This is a genomic window from Streptomyces sp. NBC_00829 (assembly GCF_045161795.1).
Lineage (GTDB): Bacteria > Actinomycetota > Actinomycetes > Streptomycetales > Streptomycetaceae > Streptomyces.
Genome location: NZ_CP108867.1, coordinates 3,302,046 through 3,325,674, shown reverse-complemented (window position 1 = coordinate 3,325,674; position 23,629 = coordinate 3,302,046). Strand labels below are relative to the sequence as shown.

General features: G+C 69.7%; 25 protein-coding genes, 4 tRNA genes and 1 pseudogene. 21 read left to right on the top strand and 9 right to left on the bottom strand.

The window, feature by feature from the left end:
• Positions 1 to 2: 2 nt before the first annotated feature.
• From OG293_RS14210 to OG293_RS14175, 8 genes are all read left to right on the top strand, one after another.
• Positions 3 to 593 (top strand): NuoI/complex I 23 kDa subunit family protein, encoded by a 591-nt coding sequence (locus OG293_RS14210; RefSeq protein ID WP_405999156.1) that lies wholly within the window; start codon positions 3 to 5, stop codon positions 591 to 593.
• Positions 590 to 1,186 carry an NADH-quinone oxidoreductase subunit J gene (locus OG293_RS14205; RefSeq protein WP_405999155.1) on the top strand — a complete coding sequence of 199 codons (597 nt, stop codon included), beginning with the start codon at positions 590 to 592 and terminating at the stop codon, positions 1,184 to 1,186. Before OG293_RS14210 ends, OG293_RS14205 begins: the two co-directional genes overlap by 4 nt.
• Positions 1,186 to 1,557: an NADH-quinone oxidoreductase subunit NuoK gene (gene nuoK / locus OG293_RS14200; RefSeq protein ID WP_405999154.1), complete on the top strand. Its 372-nt coding sequence runs from the start codon at positions 1,186 to 1,188 to the stop codon at positions 1,555 to 1,557. Before OG293_RS14205 ends, nuoK begins: the two co-directional genes overlap by 1 nt.
• Positions 1,554 to 3,560: an NADH-quinone oxidoreductase subunit L gene (locus tag OG293_RS14195; RefSeq protein ID WP_405999153.1), complete on the top strand. Its 2,007-nt coding sequence runs from the start codon at positions 1,554 to 1,556 to the stop codon at positions 3,558 to 3,560. The genes nuoK and OG293_RS14195 overlap by 4 nt, the downstream gene beginning before the upstream one ends.
• 27 nt (positions 3,561 to 3,587) lie before the next feature.
• Entirely contained in the window at positions 3,588 to 5,156 is a 1,569-nt protein-coding gene (locus OG293_RS14190; protein WP_406003590.1) for an NADH-quinone oxidoreductase subunit M, read from the top strand.
• The gene (locus OG293_RS14185; protein ID WP_405999152.1) at positions 5,153 to 6,685 is read left to right on the top strand and encodes an NADH-quinone oxidoreductase subunit N; all 1,533 of its coding nucleotides are present in this window, start codon (positions 5,153 to 5,155) and stop codon (positions 6,683 to 6,685) included. Before OG293_RS14190 ends, OG293_RS14185 begins: the two co-directional genes overlap by 4 nt.
• Positions 6,686 to 6,833: 148 nt before the next feature.
• Positions 6,834 to 7,697, top strand: a complete 864-nt coding sequence (htpX, locus tag OG293_RS14180) for a zinc metalloprotease HtpX (RefSeq protein ID WP_405999151.1) — start codon at positions 6,834 to 6,836, stop codon at positions 7,695 to 7,697.
• On the top strand, positions 7,694 to 8,086 hold the full coding sequence (locus OG293_RS14175) for a YccF domain-containing protein (RefSeq protein ID WP_405999150.1): 393 nt from the start codon (positions 7,694 to 7,696) through the stop codon (positions 8,084 to 8,086). Before htpX ends, OG293_RS14175 begins: the two co-directional genes overlap by 4 nt.
• 55 nt (positions 8,087 to 8,141) lie before the next feature.
• Here the strand turns inward: OG293_RS14175 and OG293_RS14170 are convergent, their stop codons facing one another.
• The gene (locus tag OG293_RS14170) at positions 8,142 to 9,407 is read right to left on the bottom strand and encodes an APC family permease (protein ID WP_405999149.1); all 1,266 of its coding nucleotides are present in this window, start codon (positions 9,405 to 9,407) and stop codon (positions 8,142 to 8,144) included.
• An 86-nt stretch (positions 9,408 to 9,493) separates the two neighbouring features.
• On the opposite strand from OG293_RS14170, the gene OG293_RS14165 reads away from it, so the two are divergent.
• Positions 9,494 to 9,763 carry a GlsB/YeaQ/YmgE family stress response membrane protein gene (locus tag OG293_RS14165; RefSeq protein WP_405999148.1) on the top strand — a complete coding sequence of 90 codons (270 nt, stop codon included), beginning with the start codon at positions 9,494 to 9,496 and terminating at the stop codon, positions 9,761 to 9,763.
• A 90-nt stretch (positions 9,764 to 9,853) separates the two neighbouring features.
• On the opposite strand, the gene OG293_RS14160 is transcribed toward OG293_RS14165, so the two are convergent.
• Together OG293_RS14160 and OG293_RS14155 are read right to left on the bottom strand one after the other, a co-directional pair.
• Positions 9,854 to 10,660, bottom strand: a complete 807-nt coding sequence (locus OG293_RS14160; protein ID WP_405999147.1) for an alpha-ketoglutarate-dependent dioxygenase AlkB family protein — start codon at positions 10,658 to 10,660, stop codon at positions 9,854 to 9,856.
• Positions 10,657 to 11,160, bottom strand: a complete 504-nt coding sequence (locus OG293_RS14155; RefSeq protein ID WP_405999146.1) for a methylated-DNA--[protein]-cysteine S-methyltransferase — start codon at positions 11,158 to 11,160, stop codon at positions 10,657 to 10,659. Before OG293_RS14155 ends, OG293_RS14160 begins: the two co-directional genes overlap by 4 nt.
• A 165-nt stretch (positions 11,161 to 11,325) precedes the next feature.
• Between OG293_RS14155 and OG293_RS14150 the strand changes: the two are divergent.
• A pseudogene (locus tag OG293_RS14150) lies at positions 11,326 to 11,418 on the top strand (phosphotyrosine protein phosphatase); the annotation flags it as partial.
• A gap of 132 nt (positions 11,419 to 11,550) precedes the next feature.
• On the opposite strand, the gene OG293_RS14145 reads toward OG293_RS14150, so the two are convergent.
• Positions 11,551 to 12,039 (bottom strand): YajQ family cyclic di-GMP-binding protein, encoded by a 489-nt coding sequence (locus OG293_RS14145; protein ID WP_142214233.1) that lies wholly within the window; start codon positions 12,037 to 12,039, stop codon positions 11,551 to 11,553.
• A 203-nt stretch (positions 12,040 to 12,242) separates the two neighbouring features.
• Here OG293_RS14145 and OG293_RS14140 point away from each other — a divergent pair.
• Positions 12,243 to 12,324, top strand: a tRNA-Tyr gene (locus OG293_RS14140).
• Between the two features lie 241 nt (positions 12,325 to 12,565).
• On the opposite strand, the gene OG293_RS14135 is transcribed toward OG293_RS14140, so the two are convergent.
• The 3 genes from OG293_RS14135 to OG293_RS14125 form a co-directional block, all read right to left on the bottom strand.
• On the bottom strand, positions 12,566 to 13,063 hold the full coding sequence (locus OG293_RS14135) for a GyrI-like domain-containing protein (protein ID WP_405999145.1): 498 nt from the start codon (positions 13,061 to 13,063) through the stop codon (positions 12,566 to 12,568).
• 134 nt (positions 13,064 to 13,197) lie between these two features.
• Entirely contained in the window at positions 13,198 to 13,854 is a 657-nt protein-coding gene (locus OG293_RS14130) for an SDR family oxidoreductase (protein WP_405999144.1), read from the bottom strand.
• Between the two features lie 267 nt (positions 13,855 to 14,121).
• Entirely contained in the window at positions 14,122 to 15,354 is a 1,233-nt protein-coding gene (locus OG293_RS14125; RefSeq protein ID WP_405999143.1) for an amidohydrolase family protein, read from the bottom strand.
• A 240-nt stretch (positions 15,355 to 15,594) separates the two neighbouring features.
• On the opposite strand from OG293_RS14125, the gene OG293_RS14120 reads away from it, so the two are divergent.
• From OG293_RS14120 to OG293_RS14085, 8 genes are all read left to right on the top strand, one after another.
• A tRNA-Thr gene (locus OG293_RS14120) sits at positions 15,595 to 15,667 on the top strand.
• A 46-nt stretch (positions 15,668 to 15,713) separates the two neighbouring features.
• Positions 15,714 to 15,786, top strand: a tRNA-Met gene (locus OG293_RS14115).
• Positions 15,787 to 15,875: 89 nt separating this feature from the next.
• On the top strand, positions 15,876 to 16,040 hold the full coding sequence (rpmG, locus tag OG293_RS14110) for a 50S ribosomal protein L33 (protein WP_003956487.1): 165 nt from the start codon (positions 15,876 to 15,878) through the stop codon (positions 16,038 to 16,040).
• An 84-nt stretch (positions 16,041 to 16,124) separates the two neighbouring features.
• Positions 16,125 to 16,577, top strand: a complete 453-nt coding sequence (locus OG293_RS14105) for a MaoC family dehydratase N-terminal domain-containing protein (protein WP_405999142.1) — start codon at positions 16,125 to 16,127, stop codon at positions 16,575 to 16,577.
• Positions 16,577 to 17,005: a MaoC family dehydratase gene (locus OG293_RS14100; RefSeq protein ID WP_405999141.1), complete on the top strand. Its 429-nt coding sequence runs from the start codon at positions 16,577 to 16,579 to the stop codon at positions 17,003 to 17,005. Before OG293_RS14105 ends, OG293_RS14100 begins: the two co-directional genes overlap by 1 nt.
• A gap of 182 nt (positions 17,006 to 17,187) precedes the next feature.
• A complete protein-coding gene (locus OG293_RS14095; protein WP_405999140.1) occupies positions 17,188 to 17,739 on the top strand; it encodes a TetR/AcrR family transcriptional regulator in 552 nt (183 codons plus the stop codon).
• 78 nt (positions 17,740 to 17,817) lie between these two features.
• Positions 17,818 to 19,290 carry a DHA2 family efflux MFS transporter permease subunit gene (locus tag OG293_RS14090; RefSeq protein ID WP_405999139.1) on the top strand — a complete coding sequence of 491 codons (1,473 nt, stop codon included), beginning with the start codon at positions 17,818 to 17,820 and terminating at the stop codon, positions 19,288 to 19,290.
• Positions 19,291 to 19,406: 116 nt separating this feature from the next.
• A complete protein-coding gene (locus OG293_RS14085) occupies positions 19,407 to 20,462 on the top strand; it encodes a UDP-N-acetylmuramate dehydrogenase (RefSeq protein WP_405999138.1) in 1,056 nt (351 codons plus the stop codon).
• Positions 20,463 to 20,594: 132 nt separating this feature from the next.
• Here OG293_RS14085 and OG293_RS14080 read toward each other — a convergent pair whose 3' ends face one another.
• Both OG293_RS14080 and OG293_RS14075 read right to left on the bottom strand, forming a co-directional pair.
• The gene (locus tag OG293_RS14080) at positions 20,595 to 21,623 is read right to left on the bottom strand and encodes an adenosine deaminase (protein WP_405999137.1); all 1,029 of its coding nucleotides are present in this window, start codon (positions 21,621 to 21,623) and stop codon (positions 20,595 to 20,597) included.
• 125 nt (positions 21,624 to 21,748) lie between these two features.
• A complete protein-coding gene (locus OG293_RS14075) occupies positions 21,749 to 22,975 on the bottom strand; it encodes a pyridoxal phosphate-dependent aminotransferase (protein ID WP_405999136.1) in 1,227 nt (408 codons plus the stop codon).
• Between the two features lie 169 nt (positions 22,976 to 23,144).
• Between OG293_RS14075 and OG293_RS14070 the strand changes: the two genes are divergently transcribed.
• Together OG293_RS14070 and secE are read left to right on the top strand one after the other, a co-directional pair.
• Positions 23,145 to 23,217, top strand: a tRNA-Trp gene (locus OG293_RS14070).
• A 108-nt stretch (positions 23,218 to 23,325) separates the two neighbouring features.
• Complete coding sequence (secE, locus tag OG293_RS14065) at positions 23,326 to 23,610, top strand: preprotein translocase subunit SecE (protein ID WP_405999135.1); 285 nt, start codon at positions 23,326 to 23,328, stop codon at positions 23,608 to 23,610.
• The last annotated feature ends 19 nt before the right edge of the window (positions 23,611 to 23,629 follow it).

Genomic DNA, 23,629 nt, shown 5'->3' with positions numbered 1-23,629 from the left:
ACATGGCTCCTCCGATCCCAGGATCCGGCCTGGCCAAGGGCCTGGCCGTCACGCTGCGGACGATGACGAAGAAGACCGTCACCGCGCAGTACCCGGACGTCCAGCCCGAACTCCCGCCCCGGACGCGCGGTGTGATCGGCCTGTTCGAGGAGAACTGCACGGTTTGCATGCTCTGCGCCCGTGAGTGCCCCGACTGGTGCATCTACATCGACTCCCACAAGGAGACGGTCCCGGCCGCCGCCCCCGGCGGCCGGGAGCGCAGCCGCAACGTCCTCGACCGCTTCGCCATCGACTTCGCGCTCTGCATGTACTGCGGTATCTGTATCGAGGTCTGTCCTTTCGACGCGCTGTTCTGGTCCCCGGAGTTCGAATACGCCGAGACGGACATCCGTGAACTCACCCACGAGCGCGACAAGCTGCGCGAGTGGATGTGGACGGTGCCTGCGCCGCCCGCGCTTGACCCCGGCGCCGAGGAGCCGAAGGAGCTCGCCGCCGCTCGCAAGGCGGCCGAAAAGCTCGCGACCGCCCAGGCGGACCCGGCCGGTCCGGGCGAGGCCGCCGCACCGCCCGCGGGGCAGGGAGGCCCGGCATGATGCTCGCCGCAGCCGACCCGCACGGCTTTCTCTCGCCGAGCGGCGTCGAGATCGCCTTCGTCCTCGTCGGGCTCGCCACCCTCGGCGCCGCCGTCATAGCCGTCACGACCAAGCAGCTGGTGCACGCCGCGCTCTGGCTGGTCGTGGCCCTCGGCGGCCTCGCCGTCGAGTACCTGCTGCTGACGGCCGAGTTCATCGCCTGGGTGCAGGTCCTGATCTACGTCGGATCCGTGGTCGTCCTCCTTCTGTTCGGGCTGATGCTCACCAAGGCCCCCATCGGCCGGTCCCCGGACGCCGACTCCCGCAACGGCTGGGTCGCCCTCGCCGTGGCCGTCGCCGCCGCGGCGTCCCTGGTCTGGGTGGTCGTCGACGCGTTCCGTACGACCTGGATCGACCTGGACGGGCCCGCGCAGGGCTCCACCAAGGTGTCCGGCGAAATCCTGTTCCGGCACTGGGTGCTGCCGTTCGAGGCGCTCTCCGTACTGCTGCTCGCCGCACTCGTCGGCGCGATCGTCCTGTCCCGCAAGGACGACAAGGGCGGCATGGCCGGCAAGAACGACAAGGCCGCCGAGGATCCCGAGAGGAAGAGCTGATGCACCTCGCCTATCCCGCCGTGCTCGCCGTCCTCCTTTTCTGCGTCGGGCTGTACGGAGTACTCGCGCGCCGCAACGCGATCCTGGTCCTGATGTCCGTCGAGCTCATGCTCAACGCGGTCAACCTCAACCTCGTCGCCTTCGACGTCTGGCTGCGTGACACCCTCCACGCCGGCCAGGCGCTCACCCTGTTCACCATCGCCATCGCCGCCGCGGAGATCGGCATCGGCCTGGCGGTCGTCCTGATGGTCTATCGCAACCGCGGGTCCTCGGACGTCGACCGACTCCGCGACACCGCCGAGGGTCCCGACGACAGTTCCGACGCCCCGGACGCGACCTCCCCGGCGCAGAAGGCCGAGGCCACCGCGTGACGACCACGACCCTCGCCGTCCTCGTCCCCCTCCTTCCTTTCCTCGGTGCCGCAGCCGGACTGCTGCTCGGCCGCACCGCCCCCGGATTCGTGCGTCCCCTGGCCGTCCTGCCGACCCTCGTCGCGGCCGCGCTCGCCGTGCTGGTCGCCTTCCGCCAGGGCGGCGAGAAGCCGATCGTCGCCTCGACCCAGCTGACCCCCACCGGGTCGGTCCCCATCGACCTCGCCCTGTACCTCGACGGCTTCGCGGTCCTTGTCGCCGTGCTGGTCGGGGTCGTGGCGTCCTGCGTTCAGATCTACTCGACGGGATATCTGCGCAACGACCCGCGCTATCCGTCGTACGCGGCACTCGTCTCCCTCTTCACCTCCGCGATGCTGCTCGTCGTCTACTCCGGCGACCTGATGGTGCTCATGGTCGGCTGGGAGATCATGGGCATCTGCTCGTACTTCCTTGTCGGCCACTACTGGGAGACGCCCGAGGCGCGTGCCGCCTCTCTCAAGGCATTCCTCGTCACCAAGCTGGGCGACGTCCCCTTTCTGATCGGTCTGTTCGCGCTCGCCGCCGACGCCGGCACCTTCAACATCACCGGGATCCTCGGCTCCGTCGCGGCCGGCGGCATCGAACACCCCACGCTGGTCGCGCTGCTGCTCCTCGCCGGCGTGGCGGGCAAGTCGGCGCAGTTCCCGCTGCACACCTGGCTGCCCGACGCGATGGCGGGCCCCACCCCCGTCTCCGCGCTGATCCACGCAGCGACCATGGTCGCTGCCGGCATCTACTTCGTGGCCCGGCTCCTTCCTGTCTTCGCCGCCTCCGCGGCGGCGCTCGTCGTCCTCGCCGTGATGGCAGCCGTCACGATGGTCGGCTCGGGCCTCGCCGCCCTCGCCCAGGACGACATCAAGCGGGTCCTCGCCTACTCGACCATCGGCCAGCTCGGCTACATGTCGGGCGCGCTGGCCGTCGGGAACCGTGACGCCGCCGTCTTCCACCTCATGACGCACGGTGCCTTCAAGGCGCTCCTCTTCCTCGCCGCCGGTGTGATCATCCACGCCGCCGGCACCAACTCGCTCGCGGCCATGTCCCGGATGAGCGGCCTCGCCAAGCGCATCCCCGACGCGTACTGGACGATGACCGTCGCCCTGCTCGCGCTCGCCGCCATCCCTCCCTTCGCAGGCTTCTTCTCCAAGGAAGCCGTCCTCGTCGCCGCCGAGCACACGGCCCTCGGCGAGTCCGACATCGCCCCCGGGGCGGCCGGCTGGACGGTGCTGGTCTCCGGTCTGATCACCGCCCTCCTCACCGCCGCGTACGCGACCCGCCTGTGGCTCCTCGCCTTCCGTGGCCGCGGTGCCGAGGCCCCCGACCACGGACGGGAGCCGATCGCCATGAATGCCGTGCTCTGGGTGCTCGCCGTCCCTTCCCTCGGCATCGGCCTGACCGTCGGCTACCTGGACGACTGGTTCGACGGCCAGAGCCTCACGCCGACCGTCACCACGGCCGTCCTCGGGACCGGGGCGGCGCTCGTCGGCGGACTGATCACCTACGGCGCATGGCGTTCACTGCGGTTCAGGTCCGGCCTCGCCCGTATCCCCGTCGGCGCCGTCGCGGCCCATCCGCACGAGGGGCCGTCGGCCACCGAGGCGGAAGCCATCGCCACCCACGCGCCCGTCTACGGAGACATCGCCGCAGCCCCAGACCCGGCGGACCCCGGCCGTCTCCTGCTCGGCCCCCTCCACCGCCACGCCGCCGCCGGATTCCACCTGGACGCCGTCTACTCCGCCCTGTTCGTACGCCCGGTGCGGGCCGCGGCGCAGCTGGTCGCGTTCCTGGACCGCGAAGTCGTCGATACGTATGTGCGGGGATCGGGCACGGGGACCCGCTGGCTCGGCGCTGCCGTCAGGCGCGCCCAGACGGGCAATGTGCAGACCTATCTGAGCGCGCTGCTGGCCGGCTCGGTCGTCCTGGCGATCGCCGCCGTCGTCCTGTCCAACGTCAACGCGGGATCGTGAGCCGTGATCGATATCAGCGAGTCCGTGATGCAGTTCCTTCTCGCGTTCATCGTCGTCGGCCCACTCCTCGGGGCCGGCGCCGCGCTCCTGCCCGCCCCGCCCGGACTGCGCGGCAGGACCCCGGACCAGGCCGTCCTGCGCCACGGTGTGACCGCCACCGGCGCGATCCTCGCCGCGGCGATCGTGCTGACCATCGGCTTCGACCACGACCACCCGTCGAAGATGCAGGCCACGACGGACATCAGCTGGATCCCCGCTCTCGATGTGAGGATCCACCTCGGCGTCGACGGCATTTCTCTCCCCCTCCTGGTCCTGACAGCGCTGCTCACCTTCCTGTGCGCGCTGTACAGCTACTTCAAGATGCCTTCGGGCCCGTCCCCGAAGGGCTTTGTCGCGCTGCTGCTCGTCCTGGAATCCGGGACTCTCGCGACCTTCGCCGTCCTCGACCTGCTGCTCTTCTTCCTGGCTTTCGAGATGGTGCTCATCCCGATGTACTTCCTCATCGCCCGCTGGGGCGGTGAGGCGCGGCAGCCCGCCGCCTGGAAGTTCATCCTCTACACGCTGCTCGGCTCTGTCGTCATGCTGCTCGGCCTCCTGCTCATCGGGCTGAACACCGGCACATTCGACATGGTGGCACTCGCCACTGACAACGGCCGTGGACTGACGACATCAGTGCAGGTCATCGCCGTTTTGGCGATCGGTATCGGGCTCGCTGTGAAGACGCCGATGTGGCCGCTGCACAGCTGGCTCCCGGACGCCCACACCGCCGCGCCGACCGTCGGCTCCGTGCTGCTGGCCGGCGTTCTGCTGAAGATGGGTACGTACGGATTTGTCCGCATCGTGCTGCCCATCGCGCCCGAGGGCATGGTCATCTTCGCGCCGTACCTCGCCGCCTTCGCCGTCGCGGGCATCATCTACGGGTCGCTGGCCTGTCTCGCCCTCGCCAAGCAGGGCGCGGGTGGAGATCTCAAGCGCCTGATCGCCTACTCCTCCGTGGGCCACATGGGCTTCGTACTCCTCGGCATCGCGACGTTGACCCCCACCGGCGTCAACGGCGCGCTCTTCGCCAACATCGCCCACGGCCTCATCACCGGCCTGCTCTTCTTCCTGGTCGGAGCTCTCAAGGACCGCTACGGCACCGCCGACCTGGACACTCTCGCCGGCGCCACCGGAGCCGCCCTCTACGGCCGGGCCCCGCGCCTGGGCGGGCTGCTCGCCTTCGCCGCCGTCGCCTCCCTCGGACTCCCCGGCCTCGCCGGTTTCTGGGGCGAGATGCTCGCTCTGTTCGGCGCGTTCGACCCGGCAGACGACCTGAGCCGTCCGGCCTTCCTCACGTTCATGTCGATCGCCGCCTTCGGCACGCTGCTCACCGCCGCGTACCTCCTCGTCGTCGTGCGCCGCGTCTGCATGGGCGCGCTGCGGAACGAGGAGCCGGGGGAGCAGGACACGAAGCCGCTCGCCGACGTGCAGCGCTACGAATTCGCCGCCTGGACCCCGCTCGTTGCTCTCACCGTCATCGCCGGACTGTGGCCCGCGGTCCTCCTCGGTCTCACCGACCCGGCCGTGCAGAAGCTCCTCGCAGGAGGCAAGTCGTGACCGTGGCAGCCGACAGTGTCACCAGCCTCGTCCAGTCCGTCGACTGGCTCGCGATCGCGCCGCCCACCATCACCGCGGTGGTCGCCCTGATCGTCCTGGTCGCCGACCTCTTCGTATCCGAGAAGCGCAAGCCGCTGCTGGGCGCCGTCGCGATCGCCGGTCTCGTCGCGGCTCTCGTCACCCTCGTGCCGCTGCGCGACGGCGACCACGCGACGTTCTGCCTCGGGTCGGACGCCGGAACGTGCAGCTACATCGCCGACCACTTCGCGCTCGTGATCCAGTTCCTGGTGCTCGGCGGAGCCCTGCTCACCGCCCTGCTCTCGCTCCATGACACCCGCACGAAGCTCCCGGCGGGGGAGTTCTGGTTCCTGCTGCTCTCCTCAGCGGCCGGCGCGGCGCTTCTGCCCGCCTCGCGGGACCTGGCCACGCTCGTCGTCGCCCTGGAGGTCGCGTCCTTGCCGGCCTTCGCCCTCGTCGGCCTCAGGCGGGGCGATCGTCGCTCCAGTGAAGCCGCTCTGAAGTTCTTCCTCTCATCGGTGACCGCCACCGCCGTGATGCTGCTCGGCGTCAGCTTCGTCTACGCCACGACGGGCACCCTGCACCTCACGCAGATCGCCACCGAGCTCGACAGCGTCCCCGGCCAACTGGACAGCCTCGCCAAGGCCGGCGTGGTGCTGACCCTCGTCGGCTTCGCCTTCAAGACGGCCGCCGTCCCGTTCCACTTCTGGGTGCCCGACACGTACGTGGGTGCCCCGCTGCCGATTGCCGCGTATCTCTCCGTCGTCGGCAAGGCGGTCGGCTTCTCAGGCCTCATCCTGGTGACGGTCATCGCCTTCCCCGGCTATGCCGATGTCTGGGGCCCGGCGGTCGCCGTGCTCGCCGCTCTCACCATGACCGCGGGTAATGTCGCGGCGCTGCGCCAGGTCCCCACGCGCGCGTGGAGCGCGATCCGGCTGCTGGCCTGGTCCTCCGTGGGGCAGGCCGGCTACCTGCTGGTGCCGATCGCGGCCGCCGCGTACACCAGCGACGACCAGATCGGCGCGACCGTGGCGTACGCCCTGATGTACGCCGTCGTGAACCTCGGGGCCTTCGGGGTGGCGGCGGTCGTCGCCCGGACGCGGCCGCTCAACCGGATCTCCGACTACAGGGGCCTCTACGCCACCCGCCCGCTCACAGCTCTCGCCATGGGCTTCTTCCTGCTCTGCCTGGCCGGCCTGCCGCCCGGCATCATCGGCCTGTTCGCCAAGGTGACCGTCTTCTCCTCGGCCGTCGACGCGGGTCTCGGCTGGCTGGCCGTGATCATGGCCGTCAACGTCGTGATCGCGCTGTACTACTACCTGCAGTGGACAGCGATCATGTTCAGGGCCCCTGAGGGAGCTCCTGAGGGGGCCGAGGAGGCGGCCGAGCCACTCAGAAAGGGCACCCCCGCTCCGGTCACCGTCGCCATCGCGCTGACCGCTGCCGTCGGTGTCGTCCTGTCCGGCTATCCCCAGTTGGTGCTCCGCTTCGCGGCGACCAACCTGTTCTGAGCGTCATCCGAACGGCCTGCTCCAAGGTCGGGAGCACAAGGGAACTAGCGTCCTTCGCCTGGCGTTGACCAGTACAGAAGGGTCCACTGGAGAGTGGAGCAACACCACACAAAGGGGTTCCCCTGCGGTACCACTTGGAGGGCGTTCCGTGCACCGCCGGCACAACGGGCTGAAGACCGCCGTACTCCTCGGGGGACTGTCCGCCCTCATCCTTGTCATCGGCAGTTTCTTCGGCCGTACCGGCCTGATCGTCGCGCTCGTCGTGGCGCTGGGCACGAACGCGTACGCCTACTGGAACAGCGACAAGCTGGCCCTGCGCGCCATGCGCGCCCGCCCGGTGAGTGAGTTCGAGGCGCCCTTTCTCTACCGGATCGTCCGCGAGCTGTCCACAGCGGCTCGTCAGCCCATGCCCCACCTCTACATCTCGCCGACGCAGGCCCCCAACGCCTTCGCCACCGGCCGCAACCCCCGCAACGCCGCGGTGTGCTGCACGGAGGGGATCCTGCAGATCCTCGACGAGCGGGAGCTGCGCGGGGTCATCGGCCATGAGCTGAGCCATGTGTACAACCGCGACATCCTCATCTCCTCGGTCGCGGGCGCTCTCGCCTCCGTGGTGATGTTCCTGGTGAACTTCGCCTGGCTGATCCCCATAGGCCGCTCCGACGACGACGACGGCCCCGGGCTCATCGGCATGCTGCTGGTCATGATCCTCGGACCGCTGGCCGCCTCGGTGATCCAGCTCGCGGTGAGCCGCTCGCGGGAGTACGAGGCGGACGCCTCGGGGGCCCAGCTCACCGGCGACCCGCTCGCCCTCGCCAGTGCTCTGCGGAAACTCGATGCTGGTACCAAACAGTTGCCGCTGCCGCCCGAGCCGCGCCTCGAGACCGCGAGTCATATGATGATCGCGAACCCGTTCCGCCCTGGCCCGGGCCTGTCCAGGATGTTCTCGACCCATCCGCCGATGGCAGAACGAATCTCCCGACTCGAGCAGATGGCAGGTCGTCGCCCGTGAAAACTGTCCTGAACGTCATTTGGCTCATCCTGTGCGGCTTCTGGATGTTCCTCGGCTACGTGGTCGCCGGGCTGGTGCTGTGCATCACGATCATCGGCATCCCGTTCGGCGTGGCCGCGTTCCGCATCGGCATCTACGCACTCTGGCCCTTCGGTTACACCGTGGTCGACCGGCATGACTCCGGTGCGCCGTCCTTCGTCGGCAACGTGCTCTGGCTCATCCTCGCCGGCTGGTGGCTGGCGCTCGGCCACATCGTCACCGGCATTGCCCTGTGCATCACGCTCATCGGCATTCCGCTCGGAGTGGCCAACTTCAAGCTGATCCCGGTCTCCCTGATGCCCTTCGGCAAGGAGATCGTGCGCACCGACGACCCCTTCGCGTCGCGGTAGGCGTCACGGCGCGCCAGCTCCGGTCGCTGATCCGGCTGATCCCGCCGAGAGGCCTCTAGCGGGTCCGCACGGCGTACACCACCACGCCCACGGCCATCACCGCCGCGCCCGCCACCATCGACAGCGCCGGCAGGGCGAAGGCCAGGGCCAGGCACCCCAGCAACCCGAAGCCGGCCGTCACCCGCACCGTCATTGCACGAACTGCCGTCACTCGAACGGGTGTATCCCGGTCGGGTCCGGAACTGAGCGTCCACGCCGAGACGTTGGCGATTGCGTAGTACACCAGCACTCCGAACGACGAGAAGCCGATCGCCCCACGTACATCCACCGTCGCCGCCACCACGGCGACGACCGTGCCCACCGCCAGCTCGGCGTGGTGCGGTACCTGGAAGCGGGGGTGCACGGCTGCTAGTGCGCTCGGCAGATGGCCGTCCCGGGCCATCGCCAGCGTCGTCCGGGAGACGCCGAGAATCAGCGCGAGCAATGACCCCAGTGCCGCCACAGCAGCCCCCACCCGCACCACAGGGACGAGAAATTCGGCGCCCGCAACCCGTACGGCGTCGGTGAGCGGAGCCGATGCCCGGCCCAACTCCTCCGCACCCAGCACAGAAAGGACCGAGACCGCGACGCACGCATAGACGACCAGCGTGATTCCCAGCGCCAGTGGCACGGCGCGCGGGATCGTGCGGGCCGGATCCCGCACCTCCTCGCCGAGTGTGGCGATCCGCGCATAGCCCGCGAACGCGAAGAAGAGCAGCCCCGCCGCCTGGAGCATGCCGCCCACCGAGGCGTCCGGGCCCACGTCCAGCAGCCCGAGATCAGCTGAGCCCGACCCGAGGGAGGCCACCACGACCGCAGCCAGCACCGCCAGGACCACCGAGACGATCGCCCGCGTCAGCCACGCCGACTTCTGAACGCCCCGGTAGTTCACGGCAGTCAGCGCCACCACCGCGGCGACCGCCACGGCGTGCGCCTGCCCCGGCCAGACGTACGCCCCGACCGTCAGGGCCATCGCCGCGCAGGAAGCGGTCTTCCCCACGATGAACGCCCAGCCGGCCAGATATCCCCAGAACTCACCGAGCCGCTCGCGCCCGTAGACATACGTCCCGCCGGACGCGGGATATCGGGCGGCGAGCCGGGCAGATGACATGGCGTTGCAGTAGGCGACGACGGCGGCCAGCGCCAGACCCACGAGCAGCCCGGATCCGGCGGCTCGGGCTGCCGGAGCCAGAGCCACGAAGATGCCCGCCCCGACCATCGACCCCAGCCCGATCACGACCGCATCGAAGACCCCCAGGGACCGCCGTAGTTCCTGTGTCATGCGAGGCACCCTACTGATCGCCGCAACCGCGTCACGTCCCCCCGGCGTCCTCCAGGACAACACCGTACGAAAGGCAGGTTCACGGCATGGGCATCATCAGCTGGATCATCCTCGGGCTGCTCGCCGGAGCCATAGCCAAGATTCTTCTCCCGGGCCGTGACCCGGGCGGCCTCCTCGGCACCACGCTCATAGGCGTGGCCGGAGCCTTCATCGGCGGCTGGATATCGGCGCGCTATCTGGACCGGCCGATCAGCAATGAGTTCTACGACGGGGCCACGTGGGCAGCGGCCATCGGCGGTTCGCTCGTACTGTTGATCGTCTACCGGATCCTGTTCGGCCACTCGCGCTCGCGCTAGGTTTTTGGATCGAGCCCGGCAAGGTGCAAACGAGGGGCCCTAGGTGTACCGACCTGGAGCGGCAGCACCCGGCTTCGCGGTCTGCCGGGCTCAGCCCGGCAGACCGGTCTCGCGCAGGGTGATGTTCAGTCGGCCGCTGCTCATGCCCGACGCCGGATCGGCCGTGCCCGGGTACACCTTCTGCACTCCGTGGTAGGCGAAGCGCGCGGGGCCGCCGAAGACGAACAGGTCGCCGGAGGCCAGCTCCACATCCGTGTACGGCCGCCCCCGCGTCTTGGTGTTGCCGAACCGGAAGACACAGGTGTCGCCGATGCTCAGCGAGACCACCGGGGCACCGGACCGCTCCTCCCTGTCCTGGTGCATGCCCATCCGGGCGGCGCCGTCGTAGAAGTTGATCAGTGCGGTGTCGGGCGTGTAGAGCCGGTCTGTCTCGTCGCCTGCTGCTCCGGCCGTGTCGCCTGCGGCTCCGGGCACACCGCCTGCTGTTCCGGCCGTGTCGCCTGCGGCTCCGGCCACGTCGACTGCGGCTCCGGTCTCTCCCGTTCCTCGTGTTCCGCCGTCTCCGCCGACGCCCTTGTCCCCGTATGCCCCGGTGATCGCCGCGCGTCCCAACTCCACGAGCCAGTGCGGGAATTCGGCCACCCGTGCGCCGTTCACATCGTCCGCTGTGCGGCTGTACCGATAGGGCTGCCAGTGCCAGCCGACGCACACGGTCTGCACGGACATCACACCCCCGCCCGGCAACACGGTGTGACGGATCGGGACGGGACCGCGTGCCCAGGAGCGGCAGGCATCGGCCAGCTTCCGCTGCTGCTCCGCCGGGAGCCAGCCGGGCACATGCACTGCTCCCGGGGTGATCTCCGACCGCTCCCTCGGGAACAGCCCCTCGCCGCTCACGACGCCGACGCGGCCTCGAGCCCGAGGAGCCGCTCCTTGCGATCCAGCCCTCCCGCGTACCCGCGCAGGGCGCCGTCCGCTCCGATCACCCGGTGGCATGGACGCACCACGAGCAGCGGATTGCGCCCGATCGCGGTGCCCACCGCGCGTACCCCGACCGCCGAGGTGCCGACCCGCTCGGCGATCTCGCCGTACGTCGCCGTCGCCCCGTACGGAATCTCCTCCAGCGCCCGCCACACCCGACGCTGGAAGTCCGTCCCTCCGCCGACGTATTCGATCTCGAAGTGCGTCAGACGGCCGTCGAAGTACGAGCTCAGCTGTCTGCCGATCTCCTCGAAGGCCGAGGGGTCGTGCAGCCAGTCGGCCTGGACGACGGCCGCGCCCTTCTGGCCGGGCAGCGAGAGCGAGGTGAGCGCGGTGCCGCCCTTCGCCGTGGCGGACTCCTCGCCGGCCAGCAGCAATTCGCCCAGCGGGCTGTCGATGGTCGTGTAGACCGTCATGGCTTGTTCCTTTCCTCGCGGCGGGCCAGCGTGTGCTGCGCGGTTCCGGATGCCGTACACCGGTCCGGTGCGCCAGCGGTGCGCCTGCGGCACGCGTGTGCGTGCCGCACACCTACGAGTCTGCGGCTGCCGCCCCGCCGAAGCTGGCGGGAATCGGACGTCGCGCCCCCGGCCGGGCAGGGAGTCGAGGCCGTCCGCCCGATCCGGGACGAGATCGAAAACCGTATCCCCGGACTGCTGGCCGAGCTGGTCGCCTGACCGCCGCCGGCCGACCGTGGCCCGATGAGCAAGAGACAACGAGGGCCGCCGTCGAGGCCGTCCTCGGCGATGTGCCCCCGTTGTGCCCTGCTCAGTCAGCCTGAGAACTTCCGTGCAGGTCAGAGCAGTTGATCACCGGTAGTTCACGAACTGCAGGGCGAACTCGAAGTCCTGCCCCTTGAGCAGCGCCTGCACTGCCTGCAAGTCGTCACGGCTCTTCGAGCTGACCCGCAGCTCATCGCCCTGGACCTGCGCCTTGACACCCTTCGGGCCCTCGTCACGGATGATCTTCGCGACCTTCTTGGCGTTCTCCTGGGAGATCCCCTCCTCGATCGAGGCGAAGATCTTGTACTCCTTGCCGGACAGCTGCGGCTCTCCCGCGTCCAGCGCCTTCAGCGAGATCCCGCGCTTGACCAGCTTTGTCTGGAAGACATCGAGGATGGCGGCGACCCGCTCCTCGGAGTTGGCCTGCATAAGGATCTTCTCGCCGGACCAGGCGATCGAAGCCCCGACGTTCTTGAAGTCGTAGCGCTGGGAGATCTCCTTCGCGGCCTGGTTGAGGGCGTTGTCGACCTCCTGCCGCTCGACCTTCGAGACAATGTCGAAACTGGAGTCGGCCATGTCCTGTGGCTCCTTGTATGGGGTGGGTCTTCGGGTGGGTAGCGGCGCGGCCGGAACCTCCCGACCGCTCCCGCAAGCCTAGCCACCCGCACCCGCCCCGAGGGCTGATCAATCCGGTGGCGAAGCACCCCTGGGCATCAGGTATCGTTTACGTCGTTGCCACGGAGTACCGCCCCAAAGCGGTCTCTCGCGCGACATCCCATGGCGGTGTGCCCGAGTGGCCAATGGGAACGGACTGTAAATCCGTCGGCTCTGCCTACCCAGGTTCGAATCCTGGCGCCGCCACGCGATGAAGATGGCCCCTGATCTGCGGAAACGCAGGCCGGGGGCCATCGTCGTAGCGGCCGACGGCAGGGCGGAGAAGACCTCGTACATCAGCCCCACCACGCGCCCGCGGGAGTCGGCGTGCGCCGCTGGGCGGGCGCCCTACGCCCGGACCTCGTCACGGCGCCGCCGCCCTGAGGTCTCGGCGCAGCGGGGCCGCAACCACCTTGTGCGGACCACTCGGCGAACGTCGTCGCGTGCCTCAGTCCGCCAGTCGGAAGGCGAGTTCGATCTCCCATTTCGACATGTCCGGTTCCACCCGGGGGTCGGTCAGATACGACTCCAGCCGGCACGTCCAGCGCTCGGCGCCGTCGACCACCGTCATGTCCCACTCCAGGCCCTCGCGGGCGGCCCAGTCCCGCACCGCCGTGACCACCCCGAACAGCTGGTCGGGGTGACCGGTATGGACGACCGTCACATAGCGGCCCGGGGGCAGCACGGCGAGGCCGATGTCGCCCTCGGGCTCCGGCATGGTCACGACGGGCACACCCGCCTCGACCTCCGACTCCCCTTCCATGTCGATGCTGTTGAAACGGAAGAAGGGGGCTCCCGCGAGCTCCGCGCCGCGGGTGGTCAGCCAGCCGTAAAGCTCCGGCAGCCGGTCCGCGATCACGGCGAAGTCGTCCATCCGGACCGATCCGCGGATGAAGGCGTAGAGCTGCTCCCCGCGGTCGACGATGGTGGGCTGAATCTCAGGCATGTGTTCCCTCATGACAGAAAGGACCACCTACAGGTCCGGAACTCATCGCGGGCCGAGCAGCCGAGCAGCCGAGCAGCCGAGCGAGCAGCCGAGACCCGGAAACAGGACCGGGACGGAAACGGAAACGGAGCGGGTCAGTTGCCGGCGACGTCCTTCACCGCAACCGTCACCGGAACCGGACCGCTGACCAGCTCCAGCGTCAGCCCCGCCGTGGCCGGTGTCTCCACCAACTCCGCCACGACCGCGGCCACATCGTCGCGTGCCACCGTTCCGGGCCCGGTCGAGGCCTTCAGCAGTACGAGGCCGGTGCCGGCGTCGTTCGTCAGCGCGCCCGGTCGCAGGATCGTCCAGTCGAGGCCCTTCCTGGACCGCACGTGGTCGTCCGCCTCGCCCTTGGCCCGCAGATAGACGTCGAACACGTCGTCACCTTGGTGGTTGGCGTCGGCGCCCCTCGAGGAGACCACGATGTGCCGCCGCACGCCTGCCCGTTCCGCCGCGTCCGCGAACAGCACCGCCGCGCCCTTGTCCACCGTCTCCTTCCGGGCCACGCCGCTGCCCGGCCCCGCGCCCGCCGCGAAGACGGCCGCTCCCGCGCCCTGAAGCACCGCTGCGACCTGTTCCACCTCGGCCGACTCCAGGTCCAGCAGGACCGGTTCGGCTCCGGCTTCACGCAGGTCGTCGCCCTGCTCGGGTCTGCGGATGATTCCCGCGACCTCGTGCCCGCCCGCCGAGAGCAGTCGCTCGAGACGGAGTGCGATCTGGCCGTGTCCTCCGGCGATGACAATGCGCATGAGTACGACGGTACGTCCGAAGCGCGGTGCTCGCTCTGGGACCGCCGGTTTCGCAGGTCAGCGGCACCGCAGACGGAGGAGTCGGCCCAGTCGGCGGGAGGGCGGGGCCGGTGCGGAGGTCCACTGCACGGTCGACACCGCGCAGGGCGACCGCCCACGGCCGACACCGCACGGCCGACACCGCGCAGGGCGACACCGCACGGCCGACACCGCGCAGGGCGACACCGCACGGCCGACACCGCACGGCGGCATCGTGCGCCAACACTGTCAGGGGCCGAGGTCCGGCCGCCCCTGACGCGGCAGTTCGAGCGCCACCACGGCCGCCGAGTCGCAGTACTCCCGCACCGCGCTCGTCCGCGCCACCACCCGGCCGCGGTGGATCACGATCCGGCTGTACGCGAGGGACAGCACCCCTGAGATCCGCTCACCTCGCACCGCCAGCAGCTCGGCCGGGAAACCGGCCTCCACCCGGACCTCGGACAGCCCCATCGCCGCGCGGGCCGCCCCCGCCACCGTCCCGTACGCGTCGCGTGCCCGCATCCCGCCCTGCGAGGCCAGCAGATACGCGGCCTCCAACGGATCGCCGCGGCCCACCGGGTTCGAGACGTCCCGCAGCGCCCCGCTGCCCGCCGCGACCCGCACTCCGGCCGCGCGCAGGAGGCGCACAGGCGCGTTCCCCCGGTGCTCGATCGCACCGCAGCCGCCCTGAGGCACGCAGACCACGGTCACCCCGGCCGCCGCCAACCGGTCGGCCGCCCTCGAAGCCACCTCGCGCGGCAGTCGTGCGAGCCCCGCGCACGGGCCGATCACCACGCCCGGACGCAGCCCGCCCGCCATCGCCGCCAGCCGGGCCAGCCGCGCCGGGTCGTCGCCGTGGGTGTGCAGATCGACGGGGCAGCCGTGTTCGGCGGCGACTTCGAGCACCGTCTCGGCGTACCCGGCCGGATCGGGATCGGCGTCCGGGCAGCCGCCCACCACCGAAGCACCCATCTTCACCGCGTCGCGCAGCATCGCCAGCCCGTCCGCGCCCGCCACGCCGGTGAGCAGCCGGGGCACCGCCACGGCCGTCAGATCGGCGAGCCCCCGCAGCGAGCGCCGCGCCTGGAGCACCGCTTCCAGGGGGCCGAGCCCGTGCACGTCCCCGATCCGTACGTGCGAGCGCAGCGCCGTCGCGCCGTGCCCCAGTTGCAGCAGCGCGGCCTCGGTGACCCGCCGCTGGACGTCCTCGGTCTCGTACGAGACGGGCCCGGGGGAGTCCGCGGTGAGCGCCGTGTCCCCATGGGCATGCGGCTCGGCGGGGGCGGGCAGAAGCAGATAGCCGCTGAGGTCGACACGGGCGGAGCGCGGGGAGAGGCTGCCCGCGGTGCCGACGGCCTCGATGTTTCCGCCGCTGAGCCGTACGTCCACGGTGCGGCCGTCGGTGAGCCGGGCGCCGCAGAGCAGCAGCGCCGTGGTGTCCGCGGTGGCGCCGCCGGGCGGCTGAGGCTGGCTGTCGGGCATCGCGCTCCTGCGTGGGGCGGTGGGGCTCGGGCGGCGTGACGGAATCGGCATCACCAAGGCCAAGATCACGCGGCGTGCGTCGAGCCTAGGGGCGTGCCGTGCGCGCTTCGAGGAGGAGCGCAATAGTCGTACCGGCACGGCCACGAGTGGCGTACGGGACGGGCGGGACGGAGGCCGTCCGGGGGGCCGGGAAACGGATTTGGGCGATCGGCGACCGACCGTGTAATGTCTTCATCGCTCGCCCCAATAGCTCAGTCGGTAGAGCGTCTCCATGGTAAGGAGAAGGTCTACGGTTCGATTCCGTATTGGGGCTCTGATGTCGGAGATCCTCACCTCCGGGTGAGGGGATCCGGCATCGCAGCGGTGTAGCTCAGTCGGTAGAGCAAGCGGCTCATAATCGCTGTGTCACCGGTTCAAGTCCGGTCACCGCTACATACAGTAGCCGATTGTGGGGTCGGTCCTCCGATCGGCTACTCTTTTATGCGTTCATCCGTTCATCCGTCCGTCCAAGGAGCACTCACGTGGCTGCCACCGACGTCCGCCCGAAGATCACGCTGGCCTGCGTGGAGTGCAAGGAGCGGAACTACATCACCAAGAAGAACCGGCGTAACAACCCGGACCGTCTTGAGATGAAGAAGCACTGCCCGCGCTGTAACTCGCACACGGCGCACCGCGAAACGCGCTGAATCAGGCTCGTATACGAGGCCGCCCCCATTGGGGGCGGCCTCGTGTCGTTTGTTGTGGTCAATCCATCAGGAGGGAGCCCGTCCATGGCGCTCGACCAGTCCTTCGTCGGGCGGAGCTATCCGCCCACCTCGCCCTACGAGGTAGGCCGGGAAAAGATCCGCGAGTTCGCCGAGGCTGTGGGCGACGCCAATCCCGCGTACACCGATCCGGATGCGGCCAAGGCGCTCGGTCACTCCGATGTGATCGCTCCGCCGACTTTCGCCTTTGCGATCACTTTCCGGGCCGCGGAACAGGTCATTCAGGACCCGCAGTTGGGACTGGACTACGACCGGGTGGTGCACCGGGACCAGAGGTTCGCGTACACCCGGCCGGTGCGGGCGGGGGACCGGCTGACCGTCGCCTCGACCATCGAGAGCATCAAGGCCCTTGCGGGCAACGACGTGGTGGAAGTCCGCGGTGAGGTGCACGACGAGGCCGGCGAGCACGTCGTGACCGCCTGGACCAAGCTGGTGGCGCGCGCCGCCGAGGAGGCGTGATGACGGCGAAGATCTCTTACGCGGACGTCGAGGTCGGCACCGAGCTGCCGGCACAGAGCTTTCCGGTGAGCCGGGCCACGCTGGTGCGGTACGCGGGCGCTTCGGGAGACTTCAACCCGATCCACTGGAACGAGAAGTTCGCCACCGAGGTCGGCCTTCCCGATGTGATCGCGCACGGCATGTTCACCATGGCCGAGGCGGTCCGGGTGGTGACGGACTGGGCCGGCGACCCGGGGGCGATCATCGAGTACGGCGTGCGCTTCACCAGGCCCGTCGTCGTGCCGAACGACGACAAGGGCGCACTGATCGAGGTCGGCGGCAAGGTCGCGGCGAAGCTGGACGACAACCGGGTGCAGGTCGATCTGACGGTGATGAGCGAAGGCCAGAAGGTGCTGAGCATGTCGCGCGCCGTGGTGCAGCTCGCCTGAGACGTTTGCGTGCGCCGATCGGTGCGCGTTCCGGTGTGCGTTGTGAGTTGTGAGTTGTGTAAGGGGCGCCCCTCCCTGGAGGCGCCCCTTACGCGGCAGGGGTGCCTCGCAGAGGCGCAGTGCCGCGCGTGCATCTCTTGACTTCGTTAGTGATTGGCCACTAACTTAGTCGCATGGTCAGGATGAGCGCAGCAGAGCGACGCGAGAGCGTCATCCGCGCCGCTGTCACCGAGTTTGCGCGCGGTGGTTACGACGGCACCTCCACGGAGGCGATCGCCAAGCGGGTCGGCGTTTCGCAGCCGTATCTCTTCCGCCTGTTCAAGAACAAGCAGGAGCTCTTTCTCGCGGCGGCGACGCGCTGCCTGGACCAGACCCGGCAGGCGATGGCGGAGGCGGCCGAGGGCGTGGCGCCAGAGGAGGTGCACCTGGCCATGGGGGCGGCGTACAAGAAACTGCTCGCCGAGGACCCCGACAGGCTGCTCATGCAGATGCAGGTGTACGTCGCCGTGGCCTCGGCCGAGGCGGCCGGGGACCATGCGTTCGGCGAGTCGATCCGGGCCGAGTGGGAGAAGCTCTGGGACTTCGCCCATCTGGCGCTCGGCGCCGATGTGCGGGAGACCACGTATTTCCTCTCCTACGGAATGCTGATCAACGTCCTGGCCTCGCTGGGGTTCCCGAAAAGCCATCGGGTCTGGTCGGCCTTCGAGATGTCCAAGATTCCGGTGGCCGAGTAGGTCGGTGTGCGCTCACGGGCAGGCGCACTTTTTTGTCCATCAAAGTTAGTCATCCATAACTAACAACTGGGGAAAATCATGGAACAGAACACAGCCCGCCGTGGTGGCAGCGCCGCCTGGGCCCTCGTCATCACCAGCGTCGCCGGTTTCATGGCGGCCCTCGACAACCTCGTCGTCACCACTGCCCTCCCCTCCATCCGGGAGGACCTCGGAGGCGCACTGGAGGACCTGGAATGGACGGTGAGCGCATACACCCTCACCTTCGCCGTCCTGCTGATGTTCGGTGCCGCACTCGGCGACCGCTTCGGGCGGCGAAAACTCTTCATCGCGGGCCTGGCCATCTTCACCGGCGCCTCCGCCGCGGCCGCCCTCGCGCCCGGGATCGACGCTCTCATCGCCGCCCGTGCCGTCCAGGGCGTCGGCGCGGCCGTCATGATGCCGCTCACCCTGACCCTGCTCACCGCGGCCGTCCCCGCCGCACGCCGGGGCGCCGCGCTCGGCATCTTCAGCGCCGTCACCGGCCTCGCCGTCGCCAGCGGGCCGCTCATCGGCGGCAGCCTCACCGAACACATCTCCTGGCAGTGGATCTTCTGGCTGAACGTTCCGATCGGCCTGGCGCTGCTGCCGCTGGCCCGGATGCGTCTGGCCGAGTCGTACGCCCCCAACGCCCGGATCGACGTCCCCGGCACCCTGCTCGTCAGCGGTGGCCTCTTCGGAATCGTCTACGCCCTGGTCAACGGCCAGGCCGACGGGTGGACCAGCACCCCGATCCTGGCCGGACTGATCGTCGGCACGCTGCTTCTTGCCGCGTTCGTACGCCACGGTCTGACCAGCAAGAACCCCATGCTGCCGATGCGGCTGTTCCGGCAGCGCGCCTTCTTCGGCATCAACGCCGCGAGCCTGCTGATGTTCCTGGGCATGTTCGGCTCGATCTTCCTGCTCAGCCAGTTCCTCCAGGGCGTCGCCGGCTACACGCCCACCCAGGCGGGCCTGCGGATGCTCCCCTGGACCGGTATGCCGCTGATCGTCGCGCCCATCGCCGGCTACCTCTCCGACAGGATCGGCGGCCGGCCGGTCGTCGCCACGGGTCTCGCACTCCAGGCCGTGGGCCTCGCGCTGTTCGCCATGGTCCTGGAGCCCGGAGTGTCGTACGCGGCACAGCTGCCCGGTCTGATCCTCGGCGGCATCGGCATGGCTCTGTACTTCGCCCCCGCCGCCAGCGTGGTGATGTCCAGCGTCAAGCCCGCCGAGCAGGGCATCGCCTCCGGGGCGAACAACGCCCTGCGTGAGGTGGGCGGCGCCCTCGGTGTCGCGGTGCTCGGGGCGGTCTTCGCAGCCCAGGGCGGCTACGAGTCCGCGGACGCCTTCACCGACGGCACCGTCCCCGCACTGTGGATCGGGGCCGGAGCGGTCGCTCTGGCCGCCCTCTGCGCCCTGCTGATCCCGGGCCGCCGCCGCGTGACGCAGGCCGAGGCCCCGCAGGGCGCCGAGACCGCCGAGACCGCCGAGACCGCCGAGACCGCCGAGAAGCCCGCGCCCGTCGCTGCATGACCCCCGTTCGGCAGCGGCTGTCCGGCAACGGCTTGCGCACACGGTCTGCGCGGCTGCACCTCCACGGTCCGTGGCCCCGCCCGAGCGGCGGGGCCACGGACCGTACCCTTGTCCCCGTGCAGGAACTCCACGACGCCCCCCTCGCCCCTCTGACCACCTTCCGGCTGGGCGGTCCCGCCGCCCGCCTCCTCACGGCGACCACCGACGACGAGGTGATCGCCGTCGTCCGCGAGGCCGACGCCGCGGGCACCCCGCTGCTGGTCATCGGCGGTGGCAGCAACCTGGTCATCGGCGACAAGGGCTTCGAAGGCACCGCGCTGCGCATCGCCACCCGCGGCTTCGAACTGTCCGGAACCACACTGGAGCTGGCGGCCGGCGAGGTCTGGACGGACGCCGTCGCCCGTACCGTCGAGGCGGGCCTCGCGGGTATCGAGTGCCTGGCGGGCATCCCCGGCTCGGCCGGTGCGACCCCCATCCAGAACGTCGGCGCGTACGGCCAGGAAGTCTCCAGCACCATCACCGAGGTCCTCGCCTACGACCGCCGCACCGGCGAGAAGGTCACCGTTCCCAACGCCGAGTGCGCCTTCTCCTACCGCCACAGCCGCTTCAAGCAGGATCCGGAGCGCTATGTCGTCCTGCGGGTCCGCTTCGAGCTGGAGGACGCCAGCGGTCTCTCCGCCCCCCTCAAGTACGCCGAGACGGCGCGCGCGCTCGGTGTGGAGGCGGGGGACCGCGTCCCGGCCGCCGCCGCCCGCGAGACCGTACTGAAGCTGCGCGCGGGCAAGGGCATGGTGCTCGATCCCGAGGACCACGACACCTGGTCGGCGGGCTCGTTCTTCACCAACCCGATCCTGGGACAGGAGGCGTACGAGACCTTCCTGGCCCGGGTCCGCGAGCGCATCGGCCCCGACGTGCTGCCGCCCGCGTTCCCCGCGGGGGACGGCCTCACCAAGACGTCGGCGGCCTGGCTGATCGACAGGGCGGGGTTCACCAAGGGGTACGGCACGGGCCCGGCCCGGATCTCCACCAAGCACACCCTCGCTCTCACCAACCGCGGTGAGGCCACCACCGAGGACCTGCTGGCACTCGCCCGCGAAGTGGTGGCCGGGGTGCGCGAGATCTTCGGCGTCACGCTGGTCAACGAGCCGGTGACGGTCGGCGTCAGCCTCTAGGGAGATCGCGAAGGCCGCGGGCTGCTCCGAGGCGGCCCTCTACAAGAACCGCGGAGCGCCGCATGAGCCTGAAGGTCCTGAGGTCATGCCCCGTACGGGCCCGTACCAGCGCCGGGTCGCACAGCCCTGCCTTCAGGCGGCCGGGGCGGCCAGCCATGCGTCGACCCCGTCCAGCAGCTTCTCCCTGACATCGTCCGGGGCAGCCGAGCCGCGCACCGACTGTCGTGCCAGTTCCGCCAGTTCCGTGTCCGTGAAGTCGTGGTGCCTGCGCGCAAGCTCGTACTGGGCGGCCAGCCGCGAGCCGAAGAGCAGCGGGTCGTCCGCGCCCAGGGCCATCGGCACCCCCGCGTCGTACAGCGTCCGCAGCGGCACGTCCGCGGGCTTCTCGTACACACCCAGCGCCACATTGGAGGCAGGGCACACCTCACAGGTCACCCCGCGCTCGGCCAGCTTCTTCAGCAGCCGGGGGTCCTCCGCCGCCCGTACGCCGTGCCCGATCCGGGAGGCGCGCAGGTCGTCCAGGCAGTCCCGCACCGACGCCGGACCCGTCAGCTCGCCGCCGTGGGGCGCGGCCAGCAGCCCGCCCTCCCGGGCGATCGCGAACGCGCGGTCGAAGTCCCGTGCCATGCCCCGGCGTTCGTCGTTGGAGAGACCGAAGCCGACCACCCCCCGGTCCGCGTACCGCACGGCCAGCCGGGCGAGTGTGCGCGCGTCCAGCGGGTGCTTCATCCGGTTCGCCGCGACCAGCACCCGCATCCCGAGGCCCGTGTCCCTGGACGCCGACTCCACCGCGTCCAGGATGATCTCCAGCGCCGGGATCAGACCGCCGAGCCGTGGAGCGTACGAGGTGGGGTCCACCTGGATCTCCAGCCAGCCGGAGCCGTCCCGGATGTCCTCCTGGGCGGCCTCACGCACCAGGCGCTGAATGTCCTCCGGCTCGCGCAGGCAGGAACGCGCCATGTCGTACAGCCGCTGGAAGCGGAACCAGCCGCGCTCGTCGGTGGCCCGCAGCTTCGGGGGTTCCGCGCTGGTCAGCGCGTCGGGCAGATGGACGCCGTACTTGTCGGCGAGCTCCAGCAGGGTGGTGGGGCGCATCGAACCGGTGAAGTGCAGATGCAGATGGGCCTTCGGCAGCAGGCTGAGATCTCGTACGTGCTCCATTGCAGGATCCTGCCCCACCCCTCCGCCGCGCGGCAGCCCCTTTCCCCGATCGGGTACTTGCCCGAACGAAGAAACTGGGCCTCCGGCCGAAGCCGGGGGCCCAGTGATCTCGTGTGAGCCGGTGCTCAGTCGCGAGCCTCGGCCAGCAGCTTCTGGATCCGCGAGACGCCCTCGACCAGGTCCTCGTCGCCCAGTGCGTACGAAAGCCGCAGGTAGCCCGGGGTGCCGAACGCCTCGCCCGGCACGACCGCCACCTCGACCTCTTCCAGGATCAGCGCGGCCAGCTCCACCGAGGTCGCCGGGCGCTTGCCGCGGATCTCCTTGCCCAGCAGCGCCTTCACCGAGGGGTACGCGTAGAACGCGCCCTCCGGCTCCGGGCACAGGACGCCGTCGATCTCGTTGAGCATGCGCACGATCGTCTGCCGGCGGCGGTCGAAGGCGCTACGCATTTCGGCCACCGCGTCCAGCGAACCGGAGACCGCGGCCAGCGCGGCCACCTGCGCCACGTTGGACACGTTCGACGTGGCGTGCGACTGGAGGTTGGTCGCGGCCTTCACCACGTCCTTCGGGCCGACGATCCACCCCACACGCCAGCCGGTCATCGCATAGGTCTTGGCCACACCGTTGACCACGATGCACTTGTCGCGCAGCTCGGGCACGAGCGCGGGCAGGGAGGTGAACGTCGCGTCGCCGTAGACCAGGTGCTCGTAGATCTCGTCCGTCAGCACCCACAGGCCGTGCTCGGCGGCCCAGCGCCCGATCGCCTCCGCGTCGGCCCGGCTGTAGACAGCGCCGGTCGGGTTGGACGGGGAGACGAAGAGCACCACCTTCGTGCGCTCCGTGCGCGCCGCCTCCAGCTGCTCGACGGAGACCCGGTAGCCGGTGGTCTCGTCGGCGACGACATCGACCGGGACACCGCCCGCGAGACGGATCGACTCGGGGTAGGTCGTCCAGTACGGCGCGGGGACGATGACCTCGTCGCCCGGGTCCAGGATCGCCGCGAACGCCTCGTAGATCGCCTGCTTGCCGCCGTTGGTGACCAGGATCTGCGAGGCCTCGACCTCGTACCCGGAGTCGCGCAGCGTCTTCGCGGCGATGGCGGCCTTGAGCTCGGGGAGCCCGCCGGCCGGGGTGTAGCGGTGGTACTTCGGGTTGCGGCAGGCCTTGATCGCGGCTTCGACGATGTAGTCGGGGGTCGGGAAGTCCGGCTCACCCGCGCCGAAGCCGATCACCGGACGCCCGGCGGCCTTGAGGGCCTTGGCCTTGGCGTCGACGGCGAGGGTAGCGGACTCTGAGATCGCGCCGATGCGGGCGGAGACCCGGCGCTCGGTGGGAGGGGTTGCAGCGCTCATACGTCCATGGTCCCAGACGGCAATCGGGCGGGGCACACGCGCTTCGAGTAGCGGACAGGAACCGCCCGGGAGCTATCTGTTCGACGCGGGGCCCCCGACCACGTACACTCACTCGTCGTTGGCCCTCACCAACCACATCTGCGGATGGGGTAGGTTGGGGAAACCACAAAGGGTCGTAGCTCAATTGGTAGAGCACTGGTCTCCAAAACCAGCGGTTGGGGGTTCAAGTCCCTCCGGCCCTGCTACACACTCCTCCGCCAGGATGTGTGCGCATGTACGTACATTCATTGAACCGCCGTGCGGCTCCACCGGGCGCGGCGCGGCCACGACCCGGAATCAGGTGAAAGATCGTGACGGACGCCGTGGGCTCCATCGACATGCCTGATGCCGAGGACGAGGCGCCCCAGTCGAAGAAGTCCCGCAAGGGCGGCAAGCGCGGCAAGAAGGGCCCCCTGGGCCGTCTCGCGCTCTTCTACCGACAGGTCATCGCCGAGCTTCGCAAGGTCGTCTGGCCCACTCGCAATCAGCTGACGACGTACACCACAGTGGTGATTGTCTTCGTAGTCGTCATGATTGGTCTGGTGACCGTGATTGACTATGGGTTCCAGGAAGCCGTCAAGTACGTCTTCGGCTGATCCCGCGGAGGGCGCCGGC

Bases quoted from the DNA above. Each gene is read 5' to 3' on its own strand.
- OG293_RS14075 (WP_405999136.1), bottom strand. From the start codon at position 22,975: ATGAGCGCTGCAACCCCTCCCACCGAGCGCCGGGTCTCCGCCCGCATC.
- OG293_RS14125 (WP_405999143.1), bottom strand. From the start codon at position 15,354: ATGCCCGACAGCCAGCCTCAGCCGCCCGGCGGCGCCACCGCGGACACC.
- OG293_RS14130 (WP_405999144.1), bottom strand. From the start codon at position 13,854: ATGCGCATTGTCATCGCCGGAGGACACGGCCAGATCGCACTCCGTCTC.
- OG293_RS14135 (WP_405999145.1), bottom strand. From the start codon at position 13,063: ATGCCTGAGATTCAGCCCACCATCGTCGACCGCGGGGAGCAGCTCTAC.
- OG293_RS14100 (WP_405999141.1), top strand. From the start codon at position 16,577: ATGACGGCGAAGATCTCTTACGCGGACGTCGAGGTCGGCACCGAGCTG.
- OG293_RS14165 (WP_405999148.1), top strand. From the start codon at position 9,494: ATGGGCATCATCAGCTGGATCATCCTCGGGCTGCTCGCCGGAGCCATA.
- OG293_RS14210 (WP_405999156.1), top strand. From the start codon at position 3: ATGGCTCCTCCGATCCCAGGATCCGGCCTGGCCAAGGGCCTGGCCGTC.
- OG293_RS14155 (WP_405999146.1), bottom strand. From the start codon at position 11,160: ATGACGGTCTACACGACCATCGACAGCCCGCTGGGCGAATTGCTGCTG.
- OG293_RS14145 (WP_142214233.1), bottom strand. From the start codon at position 12,039: ATGGCCGACTCCAGTTTCGACATTGTCTCGAAGGTCGAGCGGCAGGAG.
- OG293_RS14080 (WP_405999137.1), bottom strand. From the start codon at position 21,623: ATGGAGCACGTACGAGATCTCAGCCTGCTGCCGAAGGCCCATCTGCAT.
- OG293_RS14170 (WP_405999149.1), bottom strand. From the start codon at position 9,407: ATGACACAGGAACTACGGCGGTCCCTGGGGGTCTTCGATGCGGTCGTG.
- nuoK (WP_405999154.1), top strand. From the start codon at position 1,186: ATGCACCTCGCCTATCCCGCCGTGCTCGCCGTCCTCCTTTTCTGCGTC.
- OG293_RS14190 (WP_406003590.1), top strand. From the start codon at position 3,588: ATGCAGTTCCTTCTCGCGTTCATCGTCGTCGGCCCACTCCTCGGGGCC.
- OG293_RS14090 (WP_405999139.1), top strand. From the start codon at position 17,818: ATGGAACAGAACACAGCCCGCCGTGGTGGCAGCGCCGCCTGGGCCCTC.
- OG293_RS14105 (WP_405999142.1), top strand. From the start codon at position 16,125: ATGGCGCTCGACCAGTCCTTCGTCGGGCGGAGCTATCCGCCCACCTCG.
- OG293_RS14205 (WP_405999155.1), top strand. From the start codon at position 590: ATGATGCTCGCCGCAGCCGACCCGCACGGCTTTCTCTCGCCGAGCGGC.
- OG293_RS14095 (WP_405999140.1), top strand. From the start codon at position 17,188: ATGAGCGCAGCAGAGCGACGCGAGAGCGTCATCCGCGCCGCTGTCACC.